The organism is Photobacterium sp. GB-1 (genome assembly GCF_003026165.1).
Lineage (GTDB): Bacteria > Pseudomonadota > Gammaproteobacteria > Enterobacterales > Vibrionaceae > Photobacterium.
Window position 1 is genome coordinate 20,362 of the sequence record NZ_PYOB01000028.1, and the last position, 25,376, is coordinate 45,737.

Consider the following 25,376-nt stretch of genomic DNA (forward strand, 5'->3'; position numbering starts at 1 on the left):
TTGGCTAAACAATACGAATATTGTTTATTTAGTTCCCTCCGCCAGTGTTAACTGGTTCAGGTTCAACGGGTCCCACTTAAATTGTGATCTCAGCATAATGCCCCCCGACTAACTCTCAAATCCTAATAGATAAACGTTTTGTTGTCACGTACTTATAAAATAAGGGGTTACATCAGCTTATAACCGAAAATGTACTCGTATGAGGTATTGTGTTTTGAATACATAAATTACGTGGTTTGGTTTACTTTTTAGTTATGAAATAGCGGTGGAAAGTCGGCGTTGTTTTAGTGGGTAATAACGAAATGGGAACAAGTTTAAAAAAGAATAGACTTTATATTTGAGGACAAAAAAACCTGCTTTTAAGCAGGCTTTTTGTTTAAATTTGGTGCGTCTGAGTGGACTCGAACCACCGACCCCTACCATGTCAAGGTAGTACTCTAACCAGCTGAGCTACAGACGCAAATCGTGTTAATTAATGATTACTGGTTTAAATCATTAATTGGTACGAACGAGTGGACTCGAACCACCGACCTCTACCATGTCAAGGTAGCGCTCTAACCAGCTGAGCTACGCTCGTATAAGATGAACTGATTAAGTGTGAATCACTTCATAATATTTGGTGCGTCTGAGTGGACTCGAACCACCGACCCCTACCATGTCAAGGTAGTACTCTAACCAGCTGAGCTACAGACGCAAATTGTATATTTATGATTTCTGGTTTTAATCATAAATTGGTACGAACGAGTGGACTCGAACCACCGACCTCTACCATGTCAAGGTAGCGCTCTAACCAGCTGAGCTACGCTCGTAATATGTTCTACTGAACGACAAGCATATTAGCGAGTCACTTGTAACGAGGCAAGTATTAAAGTTGGATTTTTTAGTAAATTCAGTGCGTTTGCTTGCACAATAGCCAGTTTTAATAAAATTATGGTGATGAAATAGTCGAAGTCATATTTTTAAGTAGGGCATTGCCAATTAAATGTAATGTGTAGCGCAACAGAATGTGCGCTACACAAGCAGATAGGTTAGTTTAAAAGTTCGTGATCGGGCGGAAGTAAGCGGCTGATCCATAAAACCAGCTTATGTTTCATATGAACGCCGTCCTCTTGATCCACGGCAAGAGGAGTGATTTGTTTACAATCAACCAGTAAGCGATAAATACACTCAACACGGTCGGTAGAGCCAACACTGCGGTCTAAATCGCCAAAACCTTGTTTTTTCGCGAATGCAAAGCCTATTTCTAATGCTTTTTTGAGAAGTTTTGCTTCATTCTTGGTTTTCTTCATGCGTATCTCCTATATCCCTTAGCGAAAATATATACAAATTTATTGTCTTCGCGACTGTAGAAGCTGAGTTTAAATTTTAGTTTAAAGCTCAAATTTTTGAAGCAAAGTTATTCTATCAAATTAGAATAAAGTTATTGTCCAACTTTGAATTTACATTGTTTAAACAGACGTTGCCAGAATTTAACGTGCGCTAATGTGGCTTCATGAAATTGCTGATACAGATCGCCATCAACATAGAATGCTATATAGGTTTGCATCGGTGAGGAGAGGTGAATATTCGGTTGATTCAATTGTTGAAGTATCTGCTGTAAAACGGGCTGTATTTGTCGATATTGTGAATCAAGTGTTGATAAATAAGGCTGGATAGTTGGAACATAAAACTTATAGAAAACATTACGAAGATATTGTGCTTTTTGCTGATTCATATTTTTGCCACACAAAATTGCATCTTGTGACTGAGTAAGTTGTTCTGTAATTGTGTTCAGCAATGTTGTGGTGCGCTGCATTGAATAGAAAAGATCACCAATATATCGGCTATTATAAATTTGTTGTTGGTGCTCAAAAAGATCCTGATATTTATCCTTGTTAGAATAAGGTGCAGTGATGTTATTTGAGCGTTTGATGCTATTTGAAAGTAAATTATTGATATAGCTAAATGCGCTTAGGCTAGCGTTAAATTGAGTGGTTTGATTACTTTCAAGTAGATGATGGCCTAGCGTTAACTGTTTACGCCATTCTTCTCCAGTAAAAAGCGTGTTCCAAAAAACCAATGGGAGCTGCTGTTTCTTTTGCTGATAAATAGGTGCTAGCTCGGTTAATAAATCAGAGTCTTTAGGCAGTGTTTCTAAACAATACTGTAGCCCATCTAATAGTAAAAGTTCATAGCGGAGACCGCGGGTTTTATCTTGAACTTTACCCAAAATCGAATTTCGCTCTGCAATCAATTGGAATAAGCCACATTGCCGTAATTCATAGGCATCAAGTAGACCAATTCTAATATCCGCTAAAGGCTGAATAAGCTCTCGTTTCGCGGGTAAAAGTTGTAAGGGCGTTTCAGGAAAGGGGGTTTTGTCTATATCGAGTACATTAGCCAGACGCTGATGATAGGTATCAAAGGCGTCTTCATTGTTATTGTTTTTACAGCTTATCAACAATATTGAGATGATCAGTAGTAGAGACAGTCTATGAAGGAAAGTAGAGATAGATAAAGGCATAGGCGTCTCTTAAAGCATTAAGTGAATATTCATCATACTGATTATTATCAATATTAGATCAAAAAAGGCGATCTGATGATCGCCTTTTTGTGTTATCGGTATGACATTTCAAGTTGCTTTTCAGCATCAAGTTTATGCACATGGTGTATTCGCCAACCAAGCATAATGGCTGCCGCAGTTAAGCCGAGAATAAAACCAATCCAAAAACCTTGCGGGCCCATTGCTGGCACAATCCAGTTTGTTAGGCCTAAGACGTAACCTGATGGTAGTCCTATTAGCCAGTAAGCGATGAATGTACAAAAGAAAATGGCACGCATATCTTTATAACCACGTAACGCACCTGCAGCAACAACCTGAACGGCATCACTGCATTGATAGATCGCTGCAAGTAGTAATAATTGCCCAGCAAGCACGATGACTTGTGGATTATGAGTATAGAGCTCGGCAATGTCTTCGCGGAAAATAACCGTCATCATAGCGGTACAAATAGCTAAAGCCGTACCGACAATTAAACCGCAATGGCTTGCAATACGTGCACCATCAATATCTTGTTGTCCCATTTTGTGGCCAACACGAATGCTCACCGCTGCACCAATACTCATTGGCAGCATATACACCAGTGATGAGAAGTTCATCGCTATCTGATGCGACGCTACTTTATTTGGGCCTAATGGTGAAATCAGTAAGGCAATAACAGCAAACAGTGAAACTTCAAAGAATAGCGAAGCTGCAACGGGAAAGCCTAGTTTAAATAAACGTGAAAGCGCTTTTAATTGAGGGCGATAAAATGTGCTAAATACCCCAACACTCTTTAACCGTTTATTAATTAAGACATACGCTAGTAACGCAAAAAACATGAACCAATAGACGATAGCTGTTGCCACACCACAGCCGATCCCGCCTAATTCAGGCGCTCCAAACTTTCCGTAAACGAAAACCCAGTTTAGTGGGATATTGGCCAGTAAGCCTAAAAAGCCGATCACCATGCCTGGAATGGTAAAAGATAAACCTTCAGAAAAACTCTTTAGAGTTTGGAAGAACAAAAAAGCAGGTACAGCAAAAAGTACGGCATATAAGTAACCGACCGTTTTTTCTGCTAATACAGGCTCTACATTCATGTAATGGATTAAAGAACCCGCGTTATACAATATCAACATGGTTGGGATGGATATTAAGATCGCAAGGTAGAAGCCATGTTGAACTTCAAACGGAATACGCTCTTTTTTACCTGAGCCGCTAAGTTGTGCCACCACGGGCACAAGTGCCATAAGTAAACCAACACCAAATAAGATAGAAGGTAACCAAATACTTGCAGCAACAGCAACGGCTGCCATGTCAGTCGCACTGACACTACCCGCCATCACTGTGTCAACAAAGCCCATCGATGTTTGTGCAACAGAGGCAATGAGCACAGGCACGGCAAGCTTTATAAGCTGCGCGGTTTCTTTTTTATAGTTATGCACTATTTTTGGCTCCAAAAAGAGGAATATAAAGGGGAGGAGTCAAGTATTAAAATGCTTCTATGGCATTCTATTTTGTACTGCCAATGATTTTTCAGGATTATATAAACAAAAGGCGTATAACCAAAACAGAATATTGGCAATTTACATAATTATTGCTTTGGGGTGGGAATAACAGCAGCTTAGTAGATAGTGTTTACTCATTAAGCTGCTGTTTTATCGAGAAAGTTAAACCGTAAACATCATATGGCTGTAAAAGCCAATCGCGATAAAAGTACTTGCTGCACTAAAGACACATAGCATTGGTGTTTTAATATTCGGATAACGTTCAATAAGTAAAAGTAAGCCAAAAAAGGTTGGATACAACCCAAACGCATAACGAGGCATCGCATTTAAATTTGATGACAGCGGTAATATCAAACAAATGAACATAAATATGGCTTCAGCGTAGTATTTACGCGCGACCAAATAGATATTTAGTATAAACGCGAGTATCGCCATGATGGCTAAGTAAAGCTTAGGGCCGCCTGTTTCAAAACCATAGAGGAGCCAGTGAAACGGATTGGTTAATTGACGTCCCCATGCAATTTGGATGTGTCCAAAAGCCAGCGCATCACCTACATGAAAGTAGAGATAAGCCATATAGGTGAAAAAGCCGAAAGGGATCACCCATATGGCTGAAATTGCTTTCAGTGCCGGGGTTTTTAAGCGAAAAAAGCTATTTATACCGTAGTGTTGAATCGCAATAATGAGTACAGGAAAAACCAAGAACACTCCAAGGTTACGGGTAATAGCGGCTAATAGACCTAAAATAGCGACCCATCCCCATTGTTGGCGATAACTAAACAGGAATACACCAGTCACGAAAACAATGAAGAGCGGTTCGGTATAGCCTGCAGTTGAATACACAGTATAAGGTGAAAAGCACAATAACCAGATAGCAGCAGACTGCGTTGCTTTGCTGAAATTAAGCTGCTTTAACGCCATTAAAATAATCGGCAGGCTGAATAAAAACGCTAAGTTTGACGCTATGACTAAACCTAAGCGGGCATTGTTAATTGGGTTTTCAAAAAAGAAAAATTTTGAAAAAATCCAACCAATAAAGGGCTGTAGAGGCATAAATGCCCAGTTAGCCGCATTCTTTTGACTTAGCCATTGTGGCACTAAATCATAGCCATTTTCGATGATCCGATAAAACCAGACACAGTCAAAGCGACAAATAGTTTGCAATAAAGGCTGTTCAGCATAATGTCCAGAAGCAAACTCGGCTACTCCCCATAAACCTAAACAGTAGATAACGGTGCGACTCACAATAACGGCAAATATAATGGTCAGCCATTCTTGTTGACTAATTTTGATTGAAGGTAAGCTTAATGTAGTCATTTAAACACCCAAAATTTAGCCAAGATGAAGGTAATTACAGGTACGCAAAGGGTTGATATTGTTACCGCCAGCCAACCTGAGAACATTGCAGATTTCAACAATGAAGCAAGGATTAAATTGTTAATAAAAAAGCCCATCAATGATACGGCCAAAAATTTTAAAAATGATCCTTTCTGTCCAAACGTAAAGTGGCGATGTCCAAAGTAAGACACTAAAAAAGCAATACTAAAACCGATCACGTTGGCACTGTATTCTGATGGATCTTGGATTTGGAAAAAATATAGTCTAACAACAGACAAGTGTACGGCTGTTGCAAGTAAGCCAATAATTGCAAATCGATTTAATTGCCAAAAGTGCTTTAAAAATGACTCATTCATTGATGGTTTCTAACTCTTTTTCTGTCTCTGTAACAAGAGGTTGTGTGTTTTTTTCACTATATTTCCCATAGACACCTTCAACAAGGTAAATAGGGCGCTGCTTTAGTTCGGTATAAATGCGGCTGATATAGCCACCAATTACGCCTAATGAAATTAATTGAATCCCCCCAAGGAACAGAACAACGGAAATGGTTGATGCGTACCCTGGTGTATGAATACCAAAGAAAACAGTACTGACTAATACATACATTAAAAAGGTAAAAGATAAACACGAGATACCAAAACCAACAAACCCCCAGACACGTAGAGGCCAAGCAGTAAAACTTGTAATACCATCCATTGCGAAGTTCCATAACTTCCAATAGTTGAATTTAGTATCACCAACATTTCGCTCAGGACGCTGAAAATCGACGCCGATTGAGCGGAATGAAGACCAAGCCAATAAACCTTTCATAAAGCGGTTACGTTCAGGTAATTGTTTTACTGCTTCAATAACACATCGGTCAATGAGACGAAAATCACCGACATTTTCGGGTAAGATTGTTTCTGCAGATAAAAAGTTGAAGAAACGATAGAAACCGCCTGCAGTCACACGCTTTAACAAAGTATCTTGTGAACGGTCAACACGAACACCATAAACTGTATCGTATTCCCCTGTTTGCCATAATTGGACAAATTCAAGGATCAGTTCTGGTGGGTCTTGTAAATCAACATCTAAAATCACAGCAGCATCACCTTTTACGTAATTAAGGCCTGCGGTCATGGCTGCTTCCTTGCCAAAATTACGAGCGAAGTTGATTAAGCTAATTGAATCATCTTTGGCTATTTGAGCTTCAATTACAGACTGTGTTTTATCTTTACTACCGTCATTAATGAAAACAATATCAATATGTGAGCGGATGGAGGAAAGCTTATTATTGATTTCGTTAATAAATGGCTCAATAGCGACTTCTTCGTTATATACAGGAACGATAAGTGACAGGGTATAGTCTGTATTTTTAAGGTTATTATTCATATTATTTACCTTAGTTATTGATCATTAAAAGGTGACGCGATTGTTGCTTGATGACTATCATTTTTAGATAAAAAGGCAAAGTCCACCAACTTAAATGCCAACGGTGTTAATGCCTTTATCTGCAATGTTTGTAATGTATCGCCAGACTTAAATGCAGATGCTGGGATAATGGCATCAAACACATTAGATTGTTTTGTTGGTGCAAAAACGCCATGCCATTGGTTTACTGAAAAGTGCAATGGTGAGGATAGTGAAGATGCTAATGTGATACTGACTTTAACCTTTTGCTTTACCTTATGCGGAAGCGTGAAATAAAACCCGCCAGTACTTGTTAGTAATCGAGCACCATTATCAGCGTCTTCATTCCATCCTGCGCGTGATAAATAGGGAACTTTTGTTGAAAGTTCTAGCGCTGATGGAATCTTTAGAGCAAGGTTAGGCTCTTTAGGCTGCCAAAAGAGAGTCTGAGTTTTAATGTAATACGCCTTATACGCAATACTTACGTTCGGGGTTACTGCTTTATATAAAACCCAAAGATAATAACACGATAAGATCGTAATTAACGTTATTAGCGTAATACGTAATGTTGTACAAGAATGGTTTTTTTTAGTGTTTATTGGCATGGCATCATTAGCGACATCAATAGTCATAATATACCTATATTATTTTGTATTCGTTATCTTATTGCTGTAAGAATACACTTTATAACTTTATTCCCAGAAGGGATATGGATTTCATTGCCAAGTTGTTTTTTTGACAATTAATTGTCATTGGTAAATAACATAGAAAAGGTTAATCAATGCTGTATAAGAAAAGTAAAAGTAAGACATTGAATACTCATTTTTAAATATTGGCTTATTTGATGGTTTTTCTATAAAAAAGAGCTATAAAATCAAGATATTGATTAACAGCCTAAGTTAATTATTAACTCAGTTAGGAGCGTTATGTTTACGGGAATTGTACAGGGAACAGCAGAAATTATTTCGATTAGTAAGAAACAAGATTTTCAAACTCACGTAATACGTATGCCTGCTAATTTATTAAGTAATGTAGAGCTAGGGGCTTCGGTTGCTCACAACGGCTGTTGTCTGACAGTGGCGGAGATTAATGATGATTTGTGGTCATTTGATTTGATGCAAGAGACACTAAATATCACTAATCTTGGTTTAGTTAAAGAAGGTGATGTCGTCAATGTTGAGCGTGCAGCAAAGTTTGGCGATGAAATCGGTGGGCACTCTATGTCTGGACATATTATGTGTACAGCAGAAGTATCTAATGTTGTTACATCAGAAAATAATCACCAGATCTGGTTTACTTTACCGCAAGCACAGATGAAGTATGTATTCACTAAAGGCTATATAGGGATTGATGGTATAAGCCTCACCATAGGTGATGTGGTCGAAAATCGTTTCAATGTGAATTTAATCCCTGAAACATTACAGCGTACAAATTTAAAAAGTCGTGTTATTGGTGATGTGATTAATATTGAAATAGATCCTCAAACCCAAGCGATAGTTGATACTGTTGAGCGTGTAATGGCAGCAAAATCATAAACGAGAGATTAACTAGACCGCTTAGCGTAACTGGTCTAGTTAATTGATCATGGAATTAGTATTAAAAAATTTGCTCGTCATCAGCATCGATAAATAAATTAATGGTTTTGTGGAGATCATCAACCTGCATATTGATATGAATCGGATTACAGCATGCAGAGCAATCATCATAAAACTCTTGGCTACCAGCGCTTGCATCTAATTCAATGCGTATGATTTGTCCACAATGGGGACAGCTAACGCTTTGTTCTGAATAGTTTTTCATTATTGCACTCCTTCACTCGCAGTCAGTTATCAGCAGCAAATTTAATTTAGGTTATGTTGATAATATTCGCTATAACTAAAAATACTATTGATAGCCTAGACGCTGGCAAAAGCGTTTGCAGGTAAACTTATTTTACTGTGGTGATAATAGCTATCAATGAAAACTAATGTACGACGAAAGATATGCAAAAGCTTATACATACCTTACGTCGACACATACATAGAATTTAATTACTCATCTAATAGATTAAGCTTGGCTATAATGTATTCAGCTTGGCCCATATATTCGCCACCAAAGAGTATGCAGTGATTAAGAATATGATAAAGGTTATAAAGCTCTTTACGCTCTTGATACTCGGGGGGAAGAGGATAGACTGAATTGTAACCCTTATAAAAGCTGTTTGGGAAACCACCGAACAGTTCTGTCATAGCAATATCACATTCGCGATCCCCCCAGTATGTGGCGGGATCAAAAATAATTGGGCCAGATACAGTTAGAGCAGTATTGCCATGCCATAAATCGCCATGTAATAAAGAAGGCTTTGGCTGGTGGTTAACTAAGTGTTTAATGACATTGCTAGTAATAATGTCAATATTACCAAATATAATGCCTCTTTCTTCACATAGTTGTAATTGCCATGCGATACGTTGCTCTGCAAAAAAACGACACCACCGGCGATGCCAACGGTTAGGTTGTGGCGTTAAACCAACATAATTATCAAAATCAAAACCGTATTCAGCTTGCTCACCCCATAAATGCAGTTTTGCTAATTGCTGACCTAATTGATAACCAGCATTATCATCGACTTTTTTTGTTGGTAAATAATTCAGTGTGAGGAAGGATTTATCGCGGCATGTACCAACATGGATATACTGAGGTACTTGAACACAATTGGCTTCATTAAGAATACGTAAACTTTCTGATTCAGTTTCAAAGACAACGAGCTGTTCTTTATCATTGAGTTTGAGAAAAAAACGTTGATCACCATCGCTAACGCAATAGCATTCATTGACATCGCCCCCTTCAAGCGTTTGTCGCTCAATAATCTTAAATGGTCGACCTAGTACATCTGACAGTTGGTGAGAAATGGCTTGCCACATAATCATCCTCCGCACTGAAACTTATGTATACAACTTGTCTATCAACATCTTAGACTATATATCGAGTGAAGAAATGTGAACTCAGTGTGATTTTAGTTACTGTTTTTAAAAACTTAGAATTCAGACGATAGAAAGAACAACAAAAACAAAGTATTAAAATAAACCACCGCATAAAATATATGTTCTTCTTTTTTAAATAAAAAATAATCACATCGTAAAAATATGCGTAAATCTTAGATGGCGATTCAATAAAAAGTAATTAGACACTAATTGATAAAGATACTTACAAAACAAAATGTATTCACGTTGAGAATGCAGGTAATCTACAGCACATTACTTTTAGGAAAAGATATAAAATATGAACCAGAAAATCATACCAACAGACATGACATTTTTTGAACGTTTTGAAGCCGATATTCTTTCAGGAAAAAAGACAATCACTATTCGTGATGAGTCTGAAAGTCATTATGTTCCAGGTTCACAAGTAAAAGTCTCCACATTTGAAGATGGCCGTGAATTTTGTACCTTACAAATCGATAGGGTAGAGCCTATCTTGTTTTCTGAACTAAATGATTTTCATGCTAAACAAGAAAATATGACACTCGATGTGCTTAAAAGCGTTATACAAGATATCTATCCTGGGATAGAAAAACTGTACGTTGTTAGTTACACCCTCGTTGACTAAATTATTGTTATTAATTTAAGAGGATTCTTTGCAATCCTTTTAATCCGTTTGCTATAGTACAGCCTCGCTTTTCTTTTAGTGTGCCGCTCAGTATTGCGGTATCGAAAGTAAGGCGTTTTTTATTCGTAAAAGCTTCTGAAAGCTTTATAAATTCAACATGTGCTACTTGGTGTGTGGCACCACTGTTAAAGGACATTATTCATGCCTGTAATTACTCTTCCTGACGGTAGTCAACGTCAATTCGACGCGCCTGTATCAACTATGGACGTGGCACTTTCAATCGGTCCTGGTCTTGCTAAAGCAACGATCGCAGGGCGTGTTGATGGTGTACGCGTAGATGCATGTGATCTAATTGAAAACGACGCAAGCCTTGAAATCATCACTGCAAAAGATGAAGTCGATGGTTTAGAGATTGTACGTCACTCATGTGCTCACCTATTAGGCCATGCAATTAAGCAGCTTTACCCAGATGCGAAAATGGCTATTGGTCCTACAATCGATAACGGTTTCTACTACGATATCGACTTAGAGCAATCACTAACTCAAGAAGATCTTGAAGTGATTGAGAAGCGCATGGTTGAGCTTGCTAAAACCAAATACCAGGTTGTTAAGAAAAAAGTAAGCTGGCAAGAAGCTCGTGATGCATTTAATGCACGCGGCGAAACTTACAAAATTGAAATTCTTGATGAGAACGTAGCGCGTGATGACCGTCCAGGTCTTTACCACCACGAAGAATACATTGATATGTGTCGTGGTCCACACGTACCTCACATGGGCTTCTGTCAAAACTTCAAACTATTAAGCGTTGCGGGTGCATACTGGCGTGGTAATAGCGACAATAAGATGCTTCAACGTATCTACGGTACTGCATTCCACGATAAAAAAGCATTAAAAGCACACCTTACTCGTTTAGAAGAAGCGGCTAAGCGTGATCACCGTAAAATCGGCAAGCAACTTGATCTGTTCCATATGCAGCAAGAAGCACCGGGTATGGTGTTCTGGCATCACAACGGTTGGACTATCTTCCGTGAGCTAGAAGTATTCATTCGTGAAAAACTAAATGAATACGATTACCAAGAAGTTAAAGGTCCTCTAATGATGGATCGTGTGCTTTGGGAACGTTCTGGTCACTGGGATAAGTACGCAGATGCGATGTTCACAACAAGTTCTGAGAACCGTGAATACGCTATCAAGCCAATGAACTGCCCAGGTCACGTACAGATCTTTAATCAAGGTCTGAAATCATACCGTGATCTTCCATTGCGTATGGCTGAGTTTGGCTCATGTCACCGTAACGAACCATCAGGTTCACTTCACGGCATTATGCGTGTACGTGGTTTCACCCAAGATGATGCGCATATTTTCTGTACAGAAGCTCAAGTACAACAAGAAGTTACATCTTGCATCGAAATGGTGTATGATACTTACAAGACATTCGGTTTCGACAACATTGTTGTTAAATTATCAACACGTCCTGAAAAACGTGTAGGTTCTGATGCAATGTGGGATAAAGCTGAATCAGACTTAATTACCGCGCTTGAATCAATGGAAATTCCATTTGAAATTCAAGAAGGTGAGGGTGCGTTCTACGGTCCTAAGATCGAGTTCACTCTTCACGATTGCCTTGATCGCGCATGGCAGTGTGGCACCGTTCAGCTAGATTTTGCATTACCAGAGCGTTTAGGCGCTACTTATGTAGGTGAAGATAATGAACGTCACACACCGGTTATGATTCACCGTGCAATTCTTGGCTCACTAGAGCGTTTCATCGGTATTCTTATCGAAGATTATGCAGGCTTCTTCCCAACATGGTTAGCGCCTCAACAAGCTGTAGTGATGAATATTACTGATGCTCAGTCAGAATATGTGCAAGAAATTGTAGAAAAATTGAAAAAATGTGGAATTAGAGTCAATGCGGACTTGAGAAATGAGAAGATTGGCTTTAAAATCCGCGAACATACTTTGAAGCGAGTACCTTTCATGCTGGTTTGTGGCGACAAAGAAGTCGAAGCAGGCGTTGTAGCAGTTCGTACTCGCAAGGGTAAAGATTTGGGTAAATTCAAGATTGATGAACTTGTTGCATTTATGCAAGAAGAAATTAGCAGTCGTAAGCTCAATATTGTGGAGGAATAAGGTATTAAAGGCGGAAAAAGAACCCAAGCACCAGTTAAGCAAAACGCGCATCGTCTAAATGAAGAAATTCGTGGCGTACGTGAAGTTCGCCTGACTGGCCTTGATGGCGAATCAGTTGGTGTTGTTTCACTTGATGAAGCAATGGAAGTTGCTCTAGACGCTGGTGTGGATCTAGTTGAAATTAGCCCTAATGCCGAGCCACCAGTTTGTCGTGTGATGGACTATGGCAAGTACCTGTTCGAGAAGAGCAAGGCTGCTAAAGAGCAAAAGAAAAACCAGAAACAAATCCAGATCAAGGAAGTTAAATTCCGACCTGGTACAGACGAAGGCGACTATCAGGTAAAACTACGCAACCTGACTCGCTTTTTAGAAGAGGGCAACAAGGGTAAAGTAACGCTACGTTTCCGTGGTCGTGAAATGGCCCACCAAGGCATTGGTATTGAACTTCTAAATCGTATTAAGAGTGAGCTTGAAGAAATCGCGGTTTGTGAAAGCTTCCCTAATCGAGTAGAAGGTCGTCAAATGACCATGATGCTTGCCCCAAAGAAGAAGTAATAAAGGCATTCAAGTAGCTAAAAGCGCTGCTTAAGCAGCGCTTTTTGTTCGCCCTATTACTGTGATTATTAACTATCAACAATGCGGAGTTATCATCTCATGCCAAAGATGAAAACAAATCGTGGCGCAGCTAAGCGCTTCAAAAAAACAGCTGGTGGCTTTAAGTTTAAGCACGCTACTAAGCGTCACATCCTGACTAAACGTACTACTAAGAACAAACGTCAGCTTCGTCCAAATGCAATCCTTCCTAAGTGTGAAGTGGCTGCAGTTGCTCGTATGCTTCCGTTCGCTTAATCGTTTTTAGTTTTATATTTTATTATTTTAGTTAGGAGTCTCCTATGCCTCGCGTAAAACGTGGTGTACAAGCGCGTGCACGTCACAAGAAAGTTCTTAAACAAGCTAAAGGCTATTACGGTGCACGTTCACGTGTTTACCGCGTAGCTTTCCAAGCTGTTACTAAAGCTGGTCAATACGCTTACCGTGACCGTCGTCAGAAGAAACGTACTTTCCGTCAACTTTGGATTGCACGTATCAACGCTGCTGCACGTCAAAATGGTATGTCTTACAGCCGTCTAATCAACGGTCTGAAGAAAGCATCTATCGAAATCGATCGTAAGATCCTTGCAGATATCGCTGTATTCGACAAAGCTACTTTCACTGTTCTTGTGGAAAAGGCAAAAGCTGCACTGTAATTTCTCAGTTTAGTTTTTAAGTTAAAAGGAGAGCCTCGGCTCTCCTTTTTTCGTTGTATATCATACTTATTTCTTCTAAATATTCACTTCTCTATTGATTTATAGATGGCTTGCAAGTAATAGCTCTAACTGTAAACTCAATTGTTCTATTTGCATTCTATGCTCCATATCTAAGTAAGCTTCATTAGATATTGCTTTTTTAAAAAGAATTAAAAGACGTTTAGTCTTCTCCTTATATTTTTGTCGTTTGATGAGATCTTTGTTTAATTGTTGTTGCTGTTTACTTAATGCAAATAAAGCATGGTGAATAGGCTTTGTGCATTTAGGTTTTAATTGAGGGTTATCTTTTAATATTCTTGGTCTAGAAGGGTGAGGCTCTGGTAGTGGATTGTTAATAAGCATTAAGAAATGTTGATCAGCATCGGTAAGTTGCTGCTTGAGGCATTTTTCATCCTCAAGCAACTGACTCTTCTTTACTTCCAATGTTGTTATGGCTTGTTTTAATTGCGAATATTGAAAGTAGAGGTATTTGAAGGAAATATTCGTCATGGCTGATAGCTATGTTATTCATCGAGCTCATTAAGTAATTTAGCTGTTTTCGCTTCTTCTATTCGATTGATTAAACGATTTGATTCAGATTCATCACGAATAGCTTTACTTAAAGTGATCGTTGCACTGACAAGAAATAAGCTACAAATACTGTAATAGCCTTTCACGATTAAATCGCCCGGTAATTTGACGATACTAATGATCATTGCGATGGTCGCAATGACAAAAGTAGCCTTAGCATACGTTAACCAATAGTTATCTTGTTTTTTCATGTTATATCCTAATTAAATAAAACAGTGTTCGATTATGGTATGTGATATTGCTAAATAATTCAACAGTGTATTTTATTTTTATCAGATATAAAAAAACCAGCACTTTAGAAAGAGGTGCTGGTTTAAAAATTAAAGAAAATAAAACTTATGCTTTAATCATACGACGCTGCTTGTTTGCGCGAGCACGAGTTTTAAATAGAAACGCAAGGAATGGAACTAAAAGAGCGTTAAGACCAATGAAGAATACAAGGTTAACAATGTTAAATCCTGCAGCTGAGTTAATAGGCATTGAATGCGCTAGGCCGTAGTTACCAAGAGCAAGTAATGCGGTGCAAAGGATCATTGCAATTGTTGATATTTTTAATAGTGCAGCTAGATCTTTATTGTTCATCAGAGACTTCCTAACTTTGATTTTGATCATAATTTACACTGAAAAATGTAATTTTAAAACAGGTTTGATAATTAATTTCACTATTTATCGTCAGAAGTATAAAAAAAGCGACGATAATGATTGCGTATCTATATTGATATTTTGTTATCAATTTTGGCTTTTATTTAACAAATAAAAGGGTCTCAATGTTGCTGAATATAGTTTTTGGTCTGTGTTTTAGTGTGTTTAAAACTCATTAATAAAGAGATGAGAAATCCCACAAAGAAACCATTAAAAGCAAAGTAATACAGCACATGTATAGAGTTTATATAAAACTGAGTTATTAACGGTTCTTAAACCATAATAGGCATGCTAGAGAACATACCCATATTGGCCATGATTATGAGGGCAATACAAAGCAGTAATGTGACTCTTAAGATTTTTAATAGTGCTGTGAAATCTTTAATGTCCACTGTTATTCCCTCAAAAAAGACGTAATAAAATTACTCTCAGTAGAGAAAGTTTGATACGTAAAAAATGATAAATAGGAATGCTCATACAATGTAATGATTTTCTTATTGTTAGGCGCTAATTGATTGAAATCCTCAATTTTTGCCGTTCAACTGATAAAGACGTTTTTTTTTCGTCCAAACTTGCGCTTTTAGTACGATTCAATTTGGATTTAGACGCTGCTTTCTTTAGTATGTATCAATACGCGATTTTATATCTCCCTTAAGGACGCCACCTGTGGGTGGATGAGGATACGATGCAACATCTAGACGAGATTATTGCCAACGCAACGGCAGCTATTGAGCAGGCTGATTCATTAGTCGCTCTGGACGAAGTCCGAGTTCAATTCCTAGGTAAGAAGGGTCACTTAACTCTTCAACTTCAAGCCCTAGGTAAATTACCACCAGAAGAACGTCGTACTGCTGGTCAAGAGATCAACAAAGCGAAACAAGCAGTGCAAACACTCCTTGTAGAGCGTAAAGATGGCCTACAACGTGCAGAGCTTGAAGCTAAGCTTGCGGCTGAGACTATCGATGTTTCTCTGCCTGGTCGTCGTATTGAAAATGGTGGCTTACACCCAGTAACACGTACCATTGAGCGTATTGAAAGTTTCTTTGGTGAGCTTGGTTTTACAACTGAAGCTGGCCCTGAAATCGAAGATGCTTTCCACAACTTCGATGCGCTAAATATTGCTGAAGATCATCCAGCACGTACCGACCACGATACGTTCTTCTTTAACCCAGATCTAATGCTACGTACGCACACATCAGGTGTTCAGATCCGTACAATGGAAAATGGTCAACCGCCATTCCGTTTCATTGCTCCTGGTCGTGTTTACCGTAATGACTACGATCAAACTCACACACCAATGTTCCACCAAGTGGAAGGTATGTTAGTTGATGAAAACGTAAACTTTGCGCAACTAAAAGGTATTCTTCACGATTTCCTTTGTAATTTCTTTGAAGAAGAAGTTGAAGTACGTTTCCGTCCTTCGTTCTTCCCATTTACAGAGCCTTCAGCTGAGGTTGATGTAAAAGGCAAGAATGGTAAGTGGTTAGAAGTATTAGGCTGCGGCATGGTACACCCTAATGTTCTACGTTCAGTTAACATCGATCCTGAGAAATACTCAGGCTTTGCATTTGGTATGGGCGTTGAGCGTCTAACTATGCTTCGTTACGGCGTTAACGATTTACGTGCGTTCTTTGAGAACGACTTACGTTTCCTAAAACAGTTTAAGTAAGCACTAGGGGCTAGAAATCTATGAAATTCTCTGAATCTTGGCTACGCGAGTGGGTTAATCCTGCAGTAAACAGCGAAGAGCTAGCTCACCAGATCACAATGGCTGGTCTGGAAGTTGACGGTATTGAAGCAGTTGCTGGTGAATTCACTGGCGTTAAAGTGGGTCAAGTGGTTGAGTGTGCACAACACCCAGACGCAGATAAACTTCGTGTTACAAAAGTGGATGTAGGTGCTGAAGAGCTTCTAGACATCGTTTGTGGCGCATCTAACTGCCGTCAAGGTATCAAGGTTGCGGTTGCAACGGTTGGTGCTGTGCTTCCTGGTGATTTTAAAATTAAGAAAGCAAAACTACGCGGTCAACCTTCTCACGGTATGCTTTGTTCATTCACTGAGCTAGGTATTGATGTTGAATCTGACGGCATCATGGAACTTGCAGAGGATGCAGTATTAGGTACTGACTTCCGTGAATTCCTAGGTCTTGACGATGTTACTATCGACGTTGATCTAACTGCTAACCGTGCTGACTGTCTAAGTATTGCAGGTCTTGCTCGTGAAGTTGGCGTACTTAACCGTGCTGAAGTCACTGAGCCTCAATTTGAGATCGTTGCACCTACAGCTGCTGACACTATTGCTATTGATGTTAAAGCACCTGCGGCATGTCCACGTTACCTTGGTCGTATTGTTCGTAATGTTAATGTTCAAGCTGAAACACCATTATGGATGCAAGAAAAACTACGTCGTTGTGGTACACGCTCAATTGATCCAATTGTAGATATCACTAACTACGTATTGCTTGAAATGGGTCAACCAATGCACGCATTCGATCTTGCTAAGATCGACGGTGGCATCGTTGTTCGTATGGCAGAGCAAGGTGAGAAACTAACACTTCTTGACGGTAACGAAGCTGAACTTAACGACAACACCCTAGTCATTGCTGATAACAAGCAAGCACTAGCGATTGCTGGTATCTTCGGTGGGGAGTTCTCTGGTGTTAACACTGAGACGAAAGACGTACTACTTGAGTGTGCATTCTTCGCTCCTGATGCTATCCGTGGTCGTGCTCGTAGCTATGGCCTACACACTGATTCTTCACACCGCTTTGAGCGTGGTGTTGATGCAACACTACAAATGAAGGCGATGGAGCGTGCAACAGCACTTATCGTTGAAATTTGTGGTGGTGAAGTTGCGCCAATCGTTGAAGCTGAATCAGAAGCTGATTTGCCAAAAGCTGCAACGATTGAACTTCGTCGCACTAAGTTAGACCGTCTATTAGGCCACTCAATTGCTTCTGAGGAAGTGGTTGAAATCCTAACACGTCTAGGCTGTGACGTTGAAACTACAGATGCTGGCTGGAAAGCAACAGCACCTGCGTGGCGTTTTGACATGGCAATTGAAGAAGATTTAGTGGAAGAAGTGGGTCGTATCTTCGGCTACAACAACATTCCAAATCAATCGCCAGTTGCTGCACTAAGCATGAACTTACACAAAGAAGCGAACCTTCCGCTTAAGCGTGTACGTGATCTGCTTGTTGATCGTGGTTACCAAGAAGCGATTACTTACAGCTTCGTTGAGCCTGAGCAACAAAAACTTATCGTGCCTGAAATTGAGCCATTGATTCTGCCTTTCCCAATTTCTGCAGATATGTCAGCAATGCGTTTAAGCTTGTGGACTGGCTTACTAAATACAGTTGTGTTCAACCAGAAGCGTCAGCAACCACGTGTTCGTCTATTTGAAGCGGGCTTACGTTTTGTTCCTGAGCAATCAGCAGAAAACGGTATGCGTCAAGAAATGATGCTTGCTGGTGTGATTGCAGGTAACCGTAGTGATGAGCACTGGGATATTGCAACTAACACTGTAGATTTCTTTGATCTTAAAGGTGACGTAGAAGCCGTACTTGAGCTAACAGCTAATGAAGCAGCATTTAGTTTCAAAGCCGCTAAACACCCAGCACTTCACCCTGGCCAATCAGCAGCAATCGTTGTTGACGGCAAAGAAGTTGGTTTCATTGGTACTGTACACCCAGAGCTAGAGCGTAAGTTCGGTTTGAATGGTCGTACAATCATGTTTGAAATCGAGTGGGCGGCAATTAACACTCGTATGCTTCCTGAAGCGGTAGTTGTATCTAAGTTCCCTGCAAACCGTCGTGATATCGCCGTTGTGGTAAACGAAGATGTATTAGCTGGTGATGTTGTTGCTGCTTGTCGTGAAAACGGTGGCGAGCTACTGACAGATGTTAACCTATTTGACGTTTACACGGGTAAAGGCGTTGAAGAAGGTAACAAGAGCCTTGCAATCGCACTAACGCTACAATCAGCGGAGCGCACATTAGAAGAAGCCGATATTGCATCAGCAGTAGAAGCTATTGTTGCTGCACTTGCTGAAAAGTTCGGTGCATCACTACGTGACTAAGACTCGTCAATAAAAGTTAATAGCGTTAATTACAAAATATTGACGCGTTTAACTCCTTGTTTTTTAAAAGCAGCCAGCAACGGCTGCTTTTTTTTTGATCTTTCTCCAAAAAATTAATAAGACTCTGATTAATAGATATTTTTTACTTTTTCTATGTTTTATAAAATATATAAGATGATAACTGTTTGTTTTTAAATGATTTTATTGTTGGTCTGTTTTGTTTTTATTTCAACTGATTGCACAATGGAAAGTGTGTGAAGCAAAAATATATTAAGAAATTAACGTGAAGTTTACGTAAAAAAGTTGGCGGAAATCAGCAAGTTGGCTTAGACTTGACTCTAGTTGATAAGGAAGTTGAGATGTTAATCTCTTCAAGCACCAACTATAGGTGTTATTAGCCTTATTAACGTAACCTTATTCACAGTAACAAATTGGAATGATGCCAGTGTTGTTACTATACATTCAACATAGTCTTGAGGGAGTTATCTATGGCGCTCACAAAAGCCGATTTGGCTGAGAACCTGTTTGAGAATGTTGGATTAAGCAAACGGGACGCCAAGGATACGGTGGAAGTCTTCTTTGAAGAAGTTAGGAAGGCTCTAGAAAATGGCGAACAAGTAAAACTGTCTGGTTTTGGTAATTTTGACTTACGAGACAAAAACGAGAGACCAGGGCGTAACCCGAAAACTGGCGAAGATATTCCAATTTCTGCGCGTCGTGTAGTCACTTTCCGTCCAGGTCAGAAACTAAAAGCACGTGTAGAAACATTAGAAGTACCTAAATAAGCCCGTTTAACGCTTAGTCAAATCGAAACCCAAGTGAATTTATTCTCTTGGGTTTTTTATTACCTCTTGCTGAGATAAGTGAACCTTCATGAGGCTGTGGGTTGTCATTATGTTGCTATTGTGTTTAAAGTTTGGTGTTTTATACTGGAGGTTAAAGCTATTGGGCGATTGTATTTCATAACGTTTATGTACATGGAGGTAATATGACGTTTGTTGATGAAGTGAAAAAAGGCCGTTTTTTATCGGCAACTTGTGATTTATCATTACCATTCACGGTCGGCGAATGGATATTGGAATCTGGTATTCATTGTAAATTGTTGCAGCGTGGTGTACTACAAATCACGCCGGTAGAGCAAATGAGTACGGCAAAAGATATTGTTTTATCTTCTGGTGTGCATGGTAATGAAACGGCGCCAATAGAATTAATACAACAGTTAGCGGAAGGTATTTTACTTGGGCATATTGAACCGGTTCATCGGTTACTGTTAATTATTGCTCACCCTGAAGCTATTAATAACAAAACACGCTTCATTGATGAAAATATGAATCGTTTATTCAAAGTTCGGAATCAAGAAAGGAACATTGACTGTACGATTGCAAATCAACTGCAAGAGGCTGTAAATAGCTTTTATGGTTCTTCTACAGCTATTCAACCAGAAAAGTGGCATCTTGACCTTCACTGTGCAATTCGACGCTCAGAACACTATACCTTTGCGATTAGTCCATATAGCCATAAGTTATCACGTAGCAATAGTCTGTTTAGTTTTATTCAGCATGCAAAAATAGAAGCGGTGTTATTGGCAAACGATCCTTCTTCTACTTTTAGTTGGTTTAGTGCGGAATATCATGGCGCACAAGCGCTGACGATTGAACTGGGTAAAGTTGCAGATTTTGGCAATAACAATTTAGCGCTATTGGCGCATTTTAGTAGAGCGATGATGAAGTTGGTGACTGAAAGCTCCTTGCCTATTACATGGAATAATGATGTCGAGGTCTACCGCGTTAGCCGCACTCTGCTGAAGCAATCTGACGATTTCAATTTCTCTTTTCCGAATGACTTGCCAAATTTTACATTTTTCGAAGAAGGCACCTATTTAGGTAGCGATAAAGAACAAGAGTTTATTGCGGATGAAAAAGGAGAGGCTGTTGTTTTTCCTAATGCGAATGTAGCTTTAGGCCAACGAGCAGCATTAATGGTAAAAAAAGCACATATCGTCTTTGATGAGCAGATACGGTTATGTGGTTAAGTTTTAAAAAATCATGTTTTTCATTATTACAATCTCATACTTTTGTTCTTTTACGAAGGTTGTAGGGTAGGGGTCTTTTACCATTTTGACGATGGATCGTATGTCTCTTAATGCATTATTAGCCCGTCAGCAATCACGCTGGCGGTTTAGTTTTTGGCTAATAGTTTTACTACTTATTCTTGTTTGTTTTTTTTCCTTATCCGTTGGGGAGTTGTGGATCACACCATGGGCACCTGAAGGCGGCTTAGAACAACAATTACTCCTACAGTTACGTCTGCCTCGGTTATTAGCTGCTCTGGCTATAGGGGCTGCTTTAGCAAGTTCTGGTGCCGTTCTGCAAGTATTACTTGGTAATCCATTAGCAGAGCCGGGTGTATTGGGTATCTCCGGTGGTGCAAGTTTAGCACTAGTTGCAGTATTATTCTTTTTGCCATTTGCACCATCTCCAATGCTTACCATGTTTACAGCGATGGGAGGCGCATTATTATTTACATTAATTCTCGTAGGGCTCTCACGTCGACGTAGTGTTTCAATGACTCGTTTATTACTGATTGGTGTCGCGTTGGGTATTTTGTCTAGTGCTGTTATTACTTGGGCATTTTATTTTAGTGATGATCTTAATATGCGACAGTTAATGTACTGGCTTATGGGAAGCCTTGGTGGGGTTAATTGGCAGCAACTCTCTTTGCTATTTTTTATTGTTCCTGTGTTAGCTGTTTTATGTTGTCAGGGGAAAAAACTCGATATTTTAATGTTGGGAGAGCTCCATGCGCGGCAACTTGGCTTGAACGTAGCGACTCTACGTTGGAAATTGATCTTAATGGTATCGTTATTAGTCGGTAGTGCTGTCGCGTTAGCTGGGATTATTGGCTTTATTGGGCTTGTTGTTCCGCATTTGATACGTTTGATGTTAGGCACAGAAAATCGTTTTTTGTTGCCGTTATCTGCTTTAGCTGGAGGGGTATTATTAGCCTTCGCCGATACGTTATCACGTATTTTACTGCCTTCTGCTGATCTTCCTGTTGGCGTTGTGACTACATCACTGGGTGCACCAGTGTTTATTTGGATGCTTATGCGAGCACAACTGGATTAATAATATGTTAATGATTAATCGTATTGCTGCTGAACATCGATTAGAGCCTTTAACCTTTTCTGTTGATAGCGGTGAGATCGTGCATTTTATTGGTCCTAATGGTAGTGGCAAAAGTACCGCAATAGGGCTTATTTCTGGGTTATTTTCTGCGGCTGGCAATGTCACTTTGGAAGGAATTGATCTAATGGATTATGATCTTGCTTCATTAGCGCGTGTGCGTAGTTATATGTCTCAGCAAGATAAGCCAAATTTTGCCATTCCTGTATACCAGTATCTTCTAATGTCTTTTACGGCGTTGGGTGAAGTAAAAGACGTGATTAAACAAGCTGCAATTGATGAAGTGTGTGGGTATTTAGGTATTGTTGATAAATTATCGCGAAGTATACAAACACTTTCTGGTGGTGAGTGGCAGAGAGTCAGATTAGCTTCCGCTTGTTTACAAGTTTGGCCTGCATTAAATCCCGACGCTAAATTTCTATTACTTGATGAACCCGCTGCATCTTTAGATATTGGCCAAGAAGCGTCTATGTATAAATTGATACGGAAGATTGCGTCACAAGGGATCGCAGTGATTATGGCTAACCATGATTTGAATCGGACATTACGCGAAGCCGACAAAGTGGTATTGCTAGAAGCAGGCCATTGTTTTGCTGTTGGTAGGACGCAGGAGGTAATGATTGTTTCACAGTTAGAGAAGGTATTTAGTACTGGGATTGTAAAAGTGAATTATCAAGGCATTGAAAATTTAGTATTTGTTGATTAGGCAAATGGTATTGATTTATTGATGATATGCAGTAATAAAATGCGACATTTAAATGGGTGATAAAAATTTTTAATTATGATGATTTGTAATCTAAATAGTCATTTTTATTTCACAGGTTAGACTACCATTTTTTCCTGTAAACGTTTGAACTATGCATTGTCCATTCTCACTTCAAGGGGTATGCCAATCGTGCCCTTTAGCTTCGCTTTCATATCCGCAGCAGATTAAACAAAAAGATGATGTGTTACGTAGTTTGTTTTCAGAACATCACCCACAGCAATGGTTAGCACCAGTAGAAAGTGCCATTTCTGGCTATCGTAATAAAGCCAAAATGGTGGTGCTGGGCGCAGCTCATGAACCATGTTTAGGTATTCAAAAGCAGACTGAGGATTCAACGGCAGGATCTAAACCGATTAGTTTGTGTACTTGTCCTTTGTATCCCGCAGATATGCAAGCGTTGTTGATCTATATTGAGCGTTGGATTCGTTGTGCTGGTATTCCACCTTATAACGTAAAGAAAAAGAAAGGTGAGCTGAAATTTGTGTTATTAACACGCAGTGATAGTCGAGGTGAGTTTATGCTTCGATTTGTATTGAGAAGCCATGAGGCTATCGCTCGTATTGTTAATAATTTACCTGAACTAATGGCGGCATTTCCTACGGTAAAAGTTGTATCGGTGAATATTCAGCCTGTACACATGGCACGCTTAGAAGGGGAAGAAGAAATTTTCTTAACCTCTGATCATTATTTATTAGAACAATTTAATCATGTTCCATTAGTTGTAAGACCTAAAAGCTTTTTTCAAACCAATCCAAAAGTGGCAGAGAGCCTTTATGCAACAGCAAAACGTTGGGTTAGTGAGATAAAGCCAGCTTCTATGTGGGATTTATTCTGTGGTGTTGGTGGTTTTGCGTTACATTGCGCTGAAGAGGTAGAGCATGTTACTGGTATCGAAATAGAGCCAGAAGCCATTGAGAGTGCTAAACATTCTGCTGAAATTATGGGGGTGACGAATTTACGGTTTGCAGCTTTAGATTCAACCAGTTTTTCGCAATCAAATAAAAGTGCGCCAGAATTAGTATTGGTGAATCCACCGAGGCGGGGGATTGGTGAACAACTGTGCCAACAACTAAATGATTTCGCACCAAAACATATTATTTATTCAAGTTGTAACCCTTATACGCTAGAGCAAGACTTAGCGAGGTTATCAGGATATAAGGTAATGAAGTTACAATGGTTTGATATGTTCCCGCACACAGAGCATGTTGAAGTTATGGTGCTACTTGAACATATTTAATGTTTATAAGGTAAAAGGGCATAAAGTTATGCCCTTATTTTTATTTGTTATTCAAGTGAGAGTAGTATTCACTTAATAAATGAGTAAGCACTGAAAATTGGCGAGCTATCTCACGGTTAAGCCATAAATAACCATAATAACTAATATTACTGGCATCACTTTGCTCATGGTTTTCTGCCGGAGGTAAAAGTGAGAGCATTTTTATTTCTTCTTGTTTAACAGGTAAAATATGTTGGTCTTCTATTTGAATAGCTAGACGTGAGAATCGGTCTGCTAATTGCTCTTTTGCCTCCATTAGACCAGGCATGTCGTTAATTTTATTCTGTCCTAACTGTTTATCCCACCTTGTGTGTAGCATTGATCCCATCATGGTAAATATTTGTTCTTCTGTCAGCATGATCTCAGTTAAGAGCTGTTTACTGGCAATATTCTCATTTTTAGTATGCGGCTGAAGGCTGGTTTGTTTATCAAGGATGTTTGATAGGGGATTGATATCTATAGGTTGAAAATTTTCTGCCGCTATCTGCTGGTTATGCTGATGATAATAATTGCAGCAGGTTTTGATGAACTGTTGCGTGTAATTAAGATAATGATCCGTCGCACGAGCAGGAAAAATATAGAGGCTACAACAAATAGCAACGATAGCGGCCCAAAATACATTAATTGTACGCCACATTGCTGCATGTAAATCCTCAGGGCCACCGCCAGCAACCACAACAACAGTAATAGCAACAACAAGTGCCGCATAAGAATACTTACCTTGTGTATAGTAAATTGCTGTAACCACCGTAGTGATTAAAATAATGTGGTGGAGCCAACTGTATGAAGTGGGTATTAAATAGAGAGATAAACCTATAATCGCCCCTAATATAGTTCCTGTTATTCGTTGATTAGCTTTGGATAAAACACCACCAAGAAAGTGAATACTGCCCATGATTGTTACTGTAGTAATCAGTGCCCATGAGCCATAAGGTAAGCTAAATATCTGAATAATAAAGACAATAATACTAAGTGCAACAAACACCCTAAACACAAGTAGTTGGCGGAAATATTTGATTGCAAATCGAGAATAATTCTTCATACACAACATTCGTTTAAATTTTCTAAATCATACAAAAAAT

Annotated in this window: 26 protein-coding genes, 4 tRNA genes and 1 riboswitch; of the genes, 13 read left to right on the forward strand and 17 right to left on the reverse strand. The window is 39.2% G+C overall.

Going from position 1 to position 25,376, the window contains the following annotated elements; genetic code table 11:
* Nucleotides 1–16 precede the first annotated feature (16 nt).
* Nucleotides 17–117: riboswitch (TPP riboswitch) on the reverse strand.
* Nucleotides 118–383: 266 nt separating this feature from the next.
* From C9J45_RS18945 to C9J45_RS18995, 11 genes are all read right to left on the reverse strand, one after another.
* Nucleotides 384–460 (reverse strand) — tRNA-Val (locus C9J45_RS18945).
* Nucleotides 461–500: 40 nt separating this feature from the next.
* A tRNA-Val gene (locus C9J45_RS18950) sits at nt 501–577 on the reverse strand.
* Between the two features lie 40 nt (nt 578–617).
* Nucleotides 618–694: transfer RNA gene (locus C9J45_RS18955), tRNA-Val, on the reverse strand.
* A 38-nt stretch (nt 695–732) separates the two neighbouring features.
* Nucleotides 733–809, reverse strand: a tRNA-Val gene (locus C9J45_RS18960).
* 219 nt (nt 810–1,028) lie between these two features.
* Nucleotides 1,029–1,289, reverse strand: a complete 261-nt coding sequence (locus C9J45_RS18965) for a DUF5062 family protein (RefSeq protein ID WP_005367367.1) — start codon at nt 1,287–1,289, stop codon at nt 1,029–1,031.
* A gap of 131 nt (nt 1,290–1,420) precedes the next feature.
* Nucleotides 1,421–2,503: a DUF3080 domain-containing protein gene (locus C9J45_RS18970; RefSeq protein ID WP_107292876.1), complete on the reverse strand. Its 1,083-nt coding sequence runs from the start codon at nt 2,501–2,503 to the stop codon at nt 1,421–1,423.
* 92 nt (nt 2,504–2,595) lie between these two features.
* The gene (locus tag C9J45_RS18975) at nt 2,596–3,966 is read right to left on the reverse strand and encodes an MATE family efflux transporter (protein WP_107205844.1); all 1,371 of its coding nucleotides are present in this window, start codon (nt 3,964–3,966) and stop codon (nt 2,596–2,598) included.
* A gap of 225 nt (nt 3,967–4,191) precedes the next feature.
* Nucleotides 4,192–5,346: a hypothetical protein gene (locus tag C9J45_RS18980; protein ID WP_107245340.1), complete on the reverse strand. Its 1,155-nt coding sequence runs from the start codon at nt 5,344–5,346 to the stop codon at nt 4,192–4,194.
* Complete coding sequence (locus tag C9J45_RS18985) at nt 5,343–5,723, reverse strand: GtrA family protein (RefSeq protein ID WP_005367375.1); 381 nt, start codon at nt 5,721–5,723, stop codon at nt 5,343–5,345. Before C9J45_RS18985 ends, C9J45_RS18980 begins: the two co-directional genes overlap by 4 nt.
* Nucleotides 5,716–6,738, reverse strand: coding sequence for a glycosyltransferase family 2 protein (locus C9J45_RS18990; protein WP_107205846.1), 1,023 nt, complete (start codon nt 6,736–6,738; stop codon nt 5,716–5,718). The genes C9J45_RS18985 and C9J45_RS18990 overlap by 8 nt, the downstream gene beginning before the upstream one ends.
* A 14-nt stretch (nt 6,739–6,752) precedes the next feature.
* Nucleotides 6,753–7,388, reverse strand: coding sequence for a riboflavin synthase subunit alpha (locus tag C9J45_RS18995; protein ID WP_107292877.1), 636 nt, complete (start codon nt 7,386–7,388; stop codon nt 6,753–6,755).
* Between the two features lie 294 nt (nt 7,389–7,682).
* Here C9J45_RS18995 and C9J45_RS19000 point away from each other — a divergent pair, with 294 nt between their 5' ends.
* On the forward strand, nt 7,683–8,291 hold the full coding sequence (locus C9J45_RS19000) for a riboflavin synthase subunit alpha (protein ID WP_107205847.1): 609 nt from the start codon (nt 7,683–7,685) through the stop codon (nt 8,289–8,291).
* 61 nt (nt 8,292–8,352) lie between these two features.
* Here the strand turns inward: C9J45_RS19000 and C9J45_RS19005 are convergent, their stop codons facing one another.
* A complete protein-coding gene (locus tag C9J45_RS19005; protein WP_107205848.1) occupies nt 8,353–8,556 on the reverse strand; it encodes a CPXCG motif-containing cysteine-rich protein in 204 nt (67 codons plus the stop codon).
* A gap of 230 nt (nt 8,557–8,786) precedes the next feature.
* Entirely contained in the window at nt 8,787–9,656 is an 870-nt protein-coding gene (locus tag C9J45_RS19010; RefSeq protein ID WP_107205849.1) for a fructosamine kinase family protein, read from the reverse strand.
* A gap of 358 nt (nt 9,657–10,014) precedes the next feature.
* On the opposite strand from C9J45_RS19010, the gene yqfB reads away from it, so the two are divergent.
* The 5 genes from yqfB to rplT all read left to right on the forward strand — a co-directional run bounded on the left by yqfB (nt 10,015) and on the right by rplT (nt 13,721).
* Nucleotides 10,015–10,341: a N(4)-acetylcytidine aminohydrolase gene (gene yqfB, locus C9J45_RS19015; protein ID WP_107205850.1), complete on the forward strand. Its 327-nt coding sequence runs from the start codon at nt 10,015–10,017 to the stop codon at nt 10,339–10,341.
* A gap of 201 nt (nt 10,342–10,542) precedes the next feature.
* Nucleotides 10,543–12,474: a threonine--tRNA ligase gene (gene thrS, locus C9J45_RS19025; RefSeq protein WP_107260677.1), complete on the forward strand. Its 1,932-nt coding sequence runs from the start codon at nt 10,543–10,545 to the stop codon at nt 12,472–12,474.
* Between the two features lie 3 nt (nt 12,475–12,477).
* Nucleotides 12,478–13,029, forward strand: coding sequence for a translation initiation factor IF-3 (gene infC / locus C9J45_RS19030; protein WP_107205852.1), 552 nt, complete (start codon nt 12,478–12,480; stop codon nt 13,027–13,029).
* A gap of 99 nt (nt 13,030–13,128) precedes the next feature.
* Nucleotides 13,129–13,323: a 50S ribosomal protein L35 gene (gene rpmI / locus C9J45_RS19035; RefSeq protein ID WP_005367387.1), complete on the forward strand. Its 195-nt coding sequence runs from the start codon at nt 13,129–13,131 to the stop codon at nt 13,321–13,323.
* A 44-nt stretch (nt 13,324–13,367) separates the two neighbouring features.
* Nucleotides 13,368–13,721: a 50S ribosomal protein L20 gene (gene rplT / locus C9J45_RS19040; protein WP_005367388.1), complete on the forward strand. Its 354-nt coding sequence runs from the start codon at nt 13,368–13,370 to the stop codon at nt 13,719–13,721.
* Nucleotides 13,722–13,820: 99 nt separating this feature from the next.
* Here rplT and C9J45_RS19045 read toward each other — a convergent pair whose 3' ends face one another.
* From C9J45_RS19045 to C9J45_RS19055, 3 genes are all read right to left on the reverse strand, one after another.
* Nucleotides 13,821–14,270 carry a hypothetical protein gene (locus C9J45_RS19045; protein ID WP_107292878.1) on the reverse strand — a complete coding sequence of 150 codons (450 nt, stop codon included), beginning with the start codon at nt 14,268–14,270 and terminating at the stop codon, nt 13,821–13,823.
* A gap of 14 nt (nt 14,271–14,284) precedes the next feature.
* The gene (locus C9J45_RS19050; protein WP_107205854.1) at nt 14,285–14,542 is read right to left on the reverse strand and encodes a YiaA/YiaB family inner membrane protein; all 258 of its coding nucleotides are present in this window, start codon (nt 14,540–14,542) and stop codon (nt 14,285–14,287) included.
* Nucleotides 14,543–14,687: 145 nt separating this feature from the next.
* Nucleotides 14,688–14,933 (reverse strand): phenylalanyl-tRNA synthetase subunit alpha, encoded by a 246-nt coding sequence (locus tag C9J45_RS19055; protein ID WP_107205855.1) that lies wholly within the window; start codon nt 14,931–14,933, stop codon nt 14,688–14,690.
* Between the two features lie 745 nt (nt 14,934–15,678).
* On the opposite strand from C9J45_RS19055, the gene pheS reads away from it, so the two are divergent.
* The 7 genes from pheS (at nt 15,679) to rlmC (ending at nt 24,255) form a co-directional block, all read left to right on the forward strand.
* Nucleotides 15,679–16,662, forward strand: a complete 984-nt coding sequence (pheS, locus tag C9J45_RS19060; protein WP_005367402.1) for a phenylalanine--tRNA ligase subunit alpha — start codon at nt 15,679–15,681, stop codon at nt 16,660–16,662.
* 20 nt (nt 16,663–16,682) lie between these two features.
* Nucleotides 16,683–19,070, forward strand: coding sequence for a phenylalanine--tRNA ligase subunit beta (pheT, locus tag C9J45_RS19065; protein WP_107245333.1), 2,388 nt, complete (start codon nt 16,683–16,685; stop codon nt 19,068–19,070).
* A gap of 488 nt (nt 19,071–19,558) precedes the next feature.
* Nucleotides 19,559–19,855 (forward strand): integration host factor subunit alpha, encoded by a 297-nt coding sequence (gene ihfA, locus C9J45_RS19070; RefSeq protein ID WP_005367406.1) that lies wholly within the window; start codon nt 19,559–19,561, stop codon nt 19,853–19,855.
* Nucleotides 19,856–20,058: 203 nt separating this feature from the next.
* The gene (astE, locus tag C9J45_RS19075) at nt 20,059–21,102 is read left to right on the forward strand and encodes a succinylglutamate desuccinylase (RefSeq protein WP_107292879.1); all 1,044 of its coding nucleotides are present in this window, start codon (nt 20,059–20,061) and stop codon (nt 21,100–21,102) included.
* 100 nt (nt 21,103–21,202) lie between these two features.
* A complete protein-coding gene (gene btuC / locus C9J45_RS19080) occupies nt 21,203–22,195 on the forward strand; it encodes a vitamin B12 ABC transporter permease BtuC (RefSeq protein WP_199186998.1) in 993 nt (330 codons plus the stop codon).
* A 4-nt stretch (nt 22,196–22,199) separates the two neighbouring features.
* Nucleotides 22,200–22,958, forward strand: a complete 759-nt coding sequence (gene btuD / locus C9J45_RS19085; protein ID WP_107205859.1) for a vitamin B12 ABC transporter ATP-binding protein BtuD — start codon at nt 22,200–22,202, stop codon at nt 22,956–22,958.
* A 151-nt stretch (nt 22,959–23,109) separates the two neighbouring features.
* Nucleotides 23,110–24,255 carry a 23S rRNA (uracil(747)-C(5))-methyltransferase RlmC gene (rlmC, locus tag C9J45_RS19090; RefSeq protein ID WP_107286968.1) on the forward strand — a complete coding sequence of 382 codons (1,146 nt, stop codon included), beginning with the start codon at nt 23,110–23,112 and terminating at the stop codon, nt 24,253–24,255.
* 40 nt (nt 24,256–24,295) lie between these two features.
* On the opposite strand, the gene C9J45_RS19095 is transcribed toward rlmC, so the two are convergent.
* Nucleotides 24,296–25,336: an FUSC family protein gene (locus C9J45_RS19095; protein ID WP_107292880.1), complete on the reverse strand. Its 1,041-nt coding sequence runs from the start codon at nt 25,334–25,336 to the stop codon at nt 24,296–24,298.
* Nucleotides 25,337–25,376 lie beyond the last annotated feature (40 nt).

Bases quoted from the DNA above. Each gene is read 5' to 3' on its own strand.
- C9J45_RS18965 (WP_005367367.1), bottom strand. From the start codon at position 1,289: ATGAAGAAAACCAAGAATGAAGCAAAACTTCTCAAAAAAGCATTAGAA.
- C9J45_RS18970 (WP_107292876.1), bottom strand. From the start codon at position 2,503: ATGCCTTTATCTATCTCTACTTTCCTTCATAGACTGTCTCTACTACTG.
- C9J45_RS18980 (WP_107245340.1), bottom strand. From the start codon at position 5,346: ATGACTACATTAAGCTTACCTTCAATCAAAATTAGTCAACAAGAATGG.
- C9J45_RS18985 (WP_005367375.1), bottom strand. From the start codon at position 5,723: ATGAATGAGTCATTTTTAAAGCACTTTTGGCAATTAAATCGATTTGCA.
- C9J45_RS18990 (WP_107205846.1), bottom strand. From the start codon at position 6,738: ATGAATAATAACCTTAAAAATACAGACTATACCCTGTCACTTATCGTT.
- C9J45_RS18995 (WP_107292877.1), bottom strand. From the start codon at position 7,388: ATGACTATTGATGTCGCTAATGATGCCATGCCAATAAACACTAAAAAA.
- C9J45_RS19000 (WP_107205847.1), top strand. From the start codon at position 7,683: ATGTTTACGGGAATTGTACAGGGAACAGCAGAAATTATTTCGATTAGT.
- C9J45_RS19005 (WP_107205848.1), bottom strand. From the start codon at position 8,556: ATGAAAAACTATTCAGAACAAAGCGTTAGCTGTCCCCATTGTGGACAA.
- C9J45_RS19010 (WP_107205849.1), bottom strand. From the start codon at position 9,656: ATGTGGCAAGCCATTTCTCACCAACTGTCAGATGTACTAGGTCGACCA.
- yqfB (WP_107205850.1), top strand. From the start codon at position 10,015: ATGAACCAGAAAATCATACCAACAGACATGACATTTTTTGAACGTTTT.
- thrS (WP_107260677.1), top strand. From the start codon at position 10,543: ATGCCTGTAATTACTCTTCCTGACGGTAGTCAACGTCAATTCGACGCG.
- rpmI (WP_005367387.1), top strand. From the start codon at position 13,129: ATGCCAAAGATGAAAACAAATCGTGGCGCAGCTAAGCGCTTCAAAAAA.
- rplT (WP_005367388.1), top strand. From the start codon at position 13,368: ATGCCTCGCGTAAAACGTGGTGTACAAGCGCGTGCACGTCACAAGAAA.
- C9J45_RS19045 (WP_107292878.1), bottom strand. From the start codon at position 14,270: ATGACGAATATTTCCTTCAAATACCTCTACTTTCAATATTCGCAATTA.
- C9J45_RS19050 (WP_107205854.1), bottom strand. From the start codon at position 14,542: ATGAAAAAACAAGATAACTATTGGTTAACGTATGCTAAGGCTACTTTT.
- C9J45_RS19055 (WP_107205855.1), bottom strand. From the start codon at position 14,933: ATGAACAATAAAGATCTAGCTGCACTATTAAAAATATCAACAATTGCA.
- pheS (WP_005367402.1), top strand. From the start codon at position 15,679: ATGCAACATCTAGACGAGATTATTGCCAACGCAACGGCAGCTATTGAG.
- pheT (WP_107245333.1), top strand. From the start codon at position 16,683: ATGAAATTCTCTGAATCTTGGCTACGCGAGTGGGTTAATCCTGCAGTA.
- ihfA (WP_005367406.1), top strand. From the start codon at position 19,559: ATGGCGCTCACAAAAGCCGATTTGGCTGAGAACCTGTTTGAGAATGTT.
- astE (WP_107292879.1), top strand. From the start codon at position 20,059: ATGACGTTTGTTGATGAAGTGAAAAAAGGCCGTTTTTTATCGGCAACT.
- btuC (WP_199186998.1), top strand. From the start codon at position 21,203: ATGTCTCTTAATGCATTATTAGCCCGTCAGCAATCACGCTGGCGGTTT.
- btuD (WP_107205859.1), top strand. From the start codon at position 22,200: ATGTTAATGATTAATCGTATTGCTGCTGAACATCGATTAGAGCCTTTA.
- rlmC (WP_107286968.1), top strand. From the start codon at position 23,110: ATGCATTGTCCATTCTCACTTCAAGGGGTATGCCAATCGTGCCCTTTA.
- C9J45_RS19095 (WP_107292880.1), bottom strand. From the start codon at position 25,336: ATGAAGAATTATTCTCGATTTGCAATCAAATATTTCCGCCAACTACTT.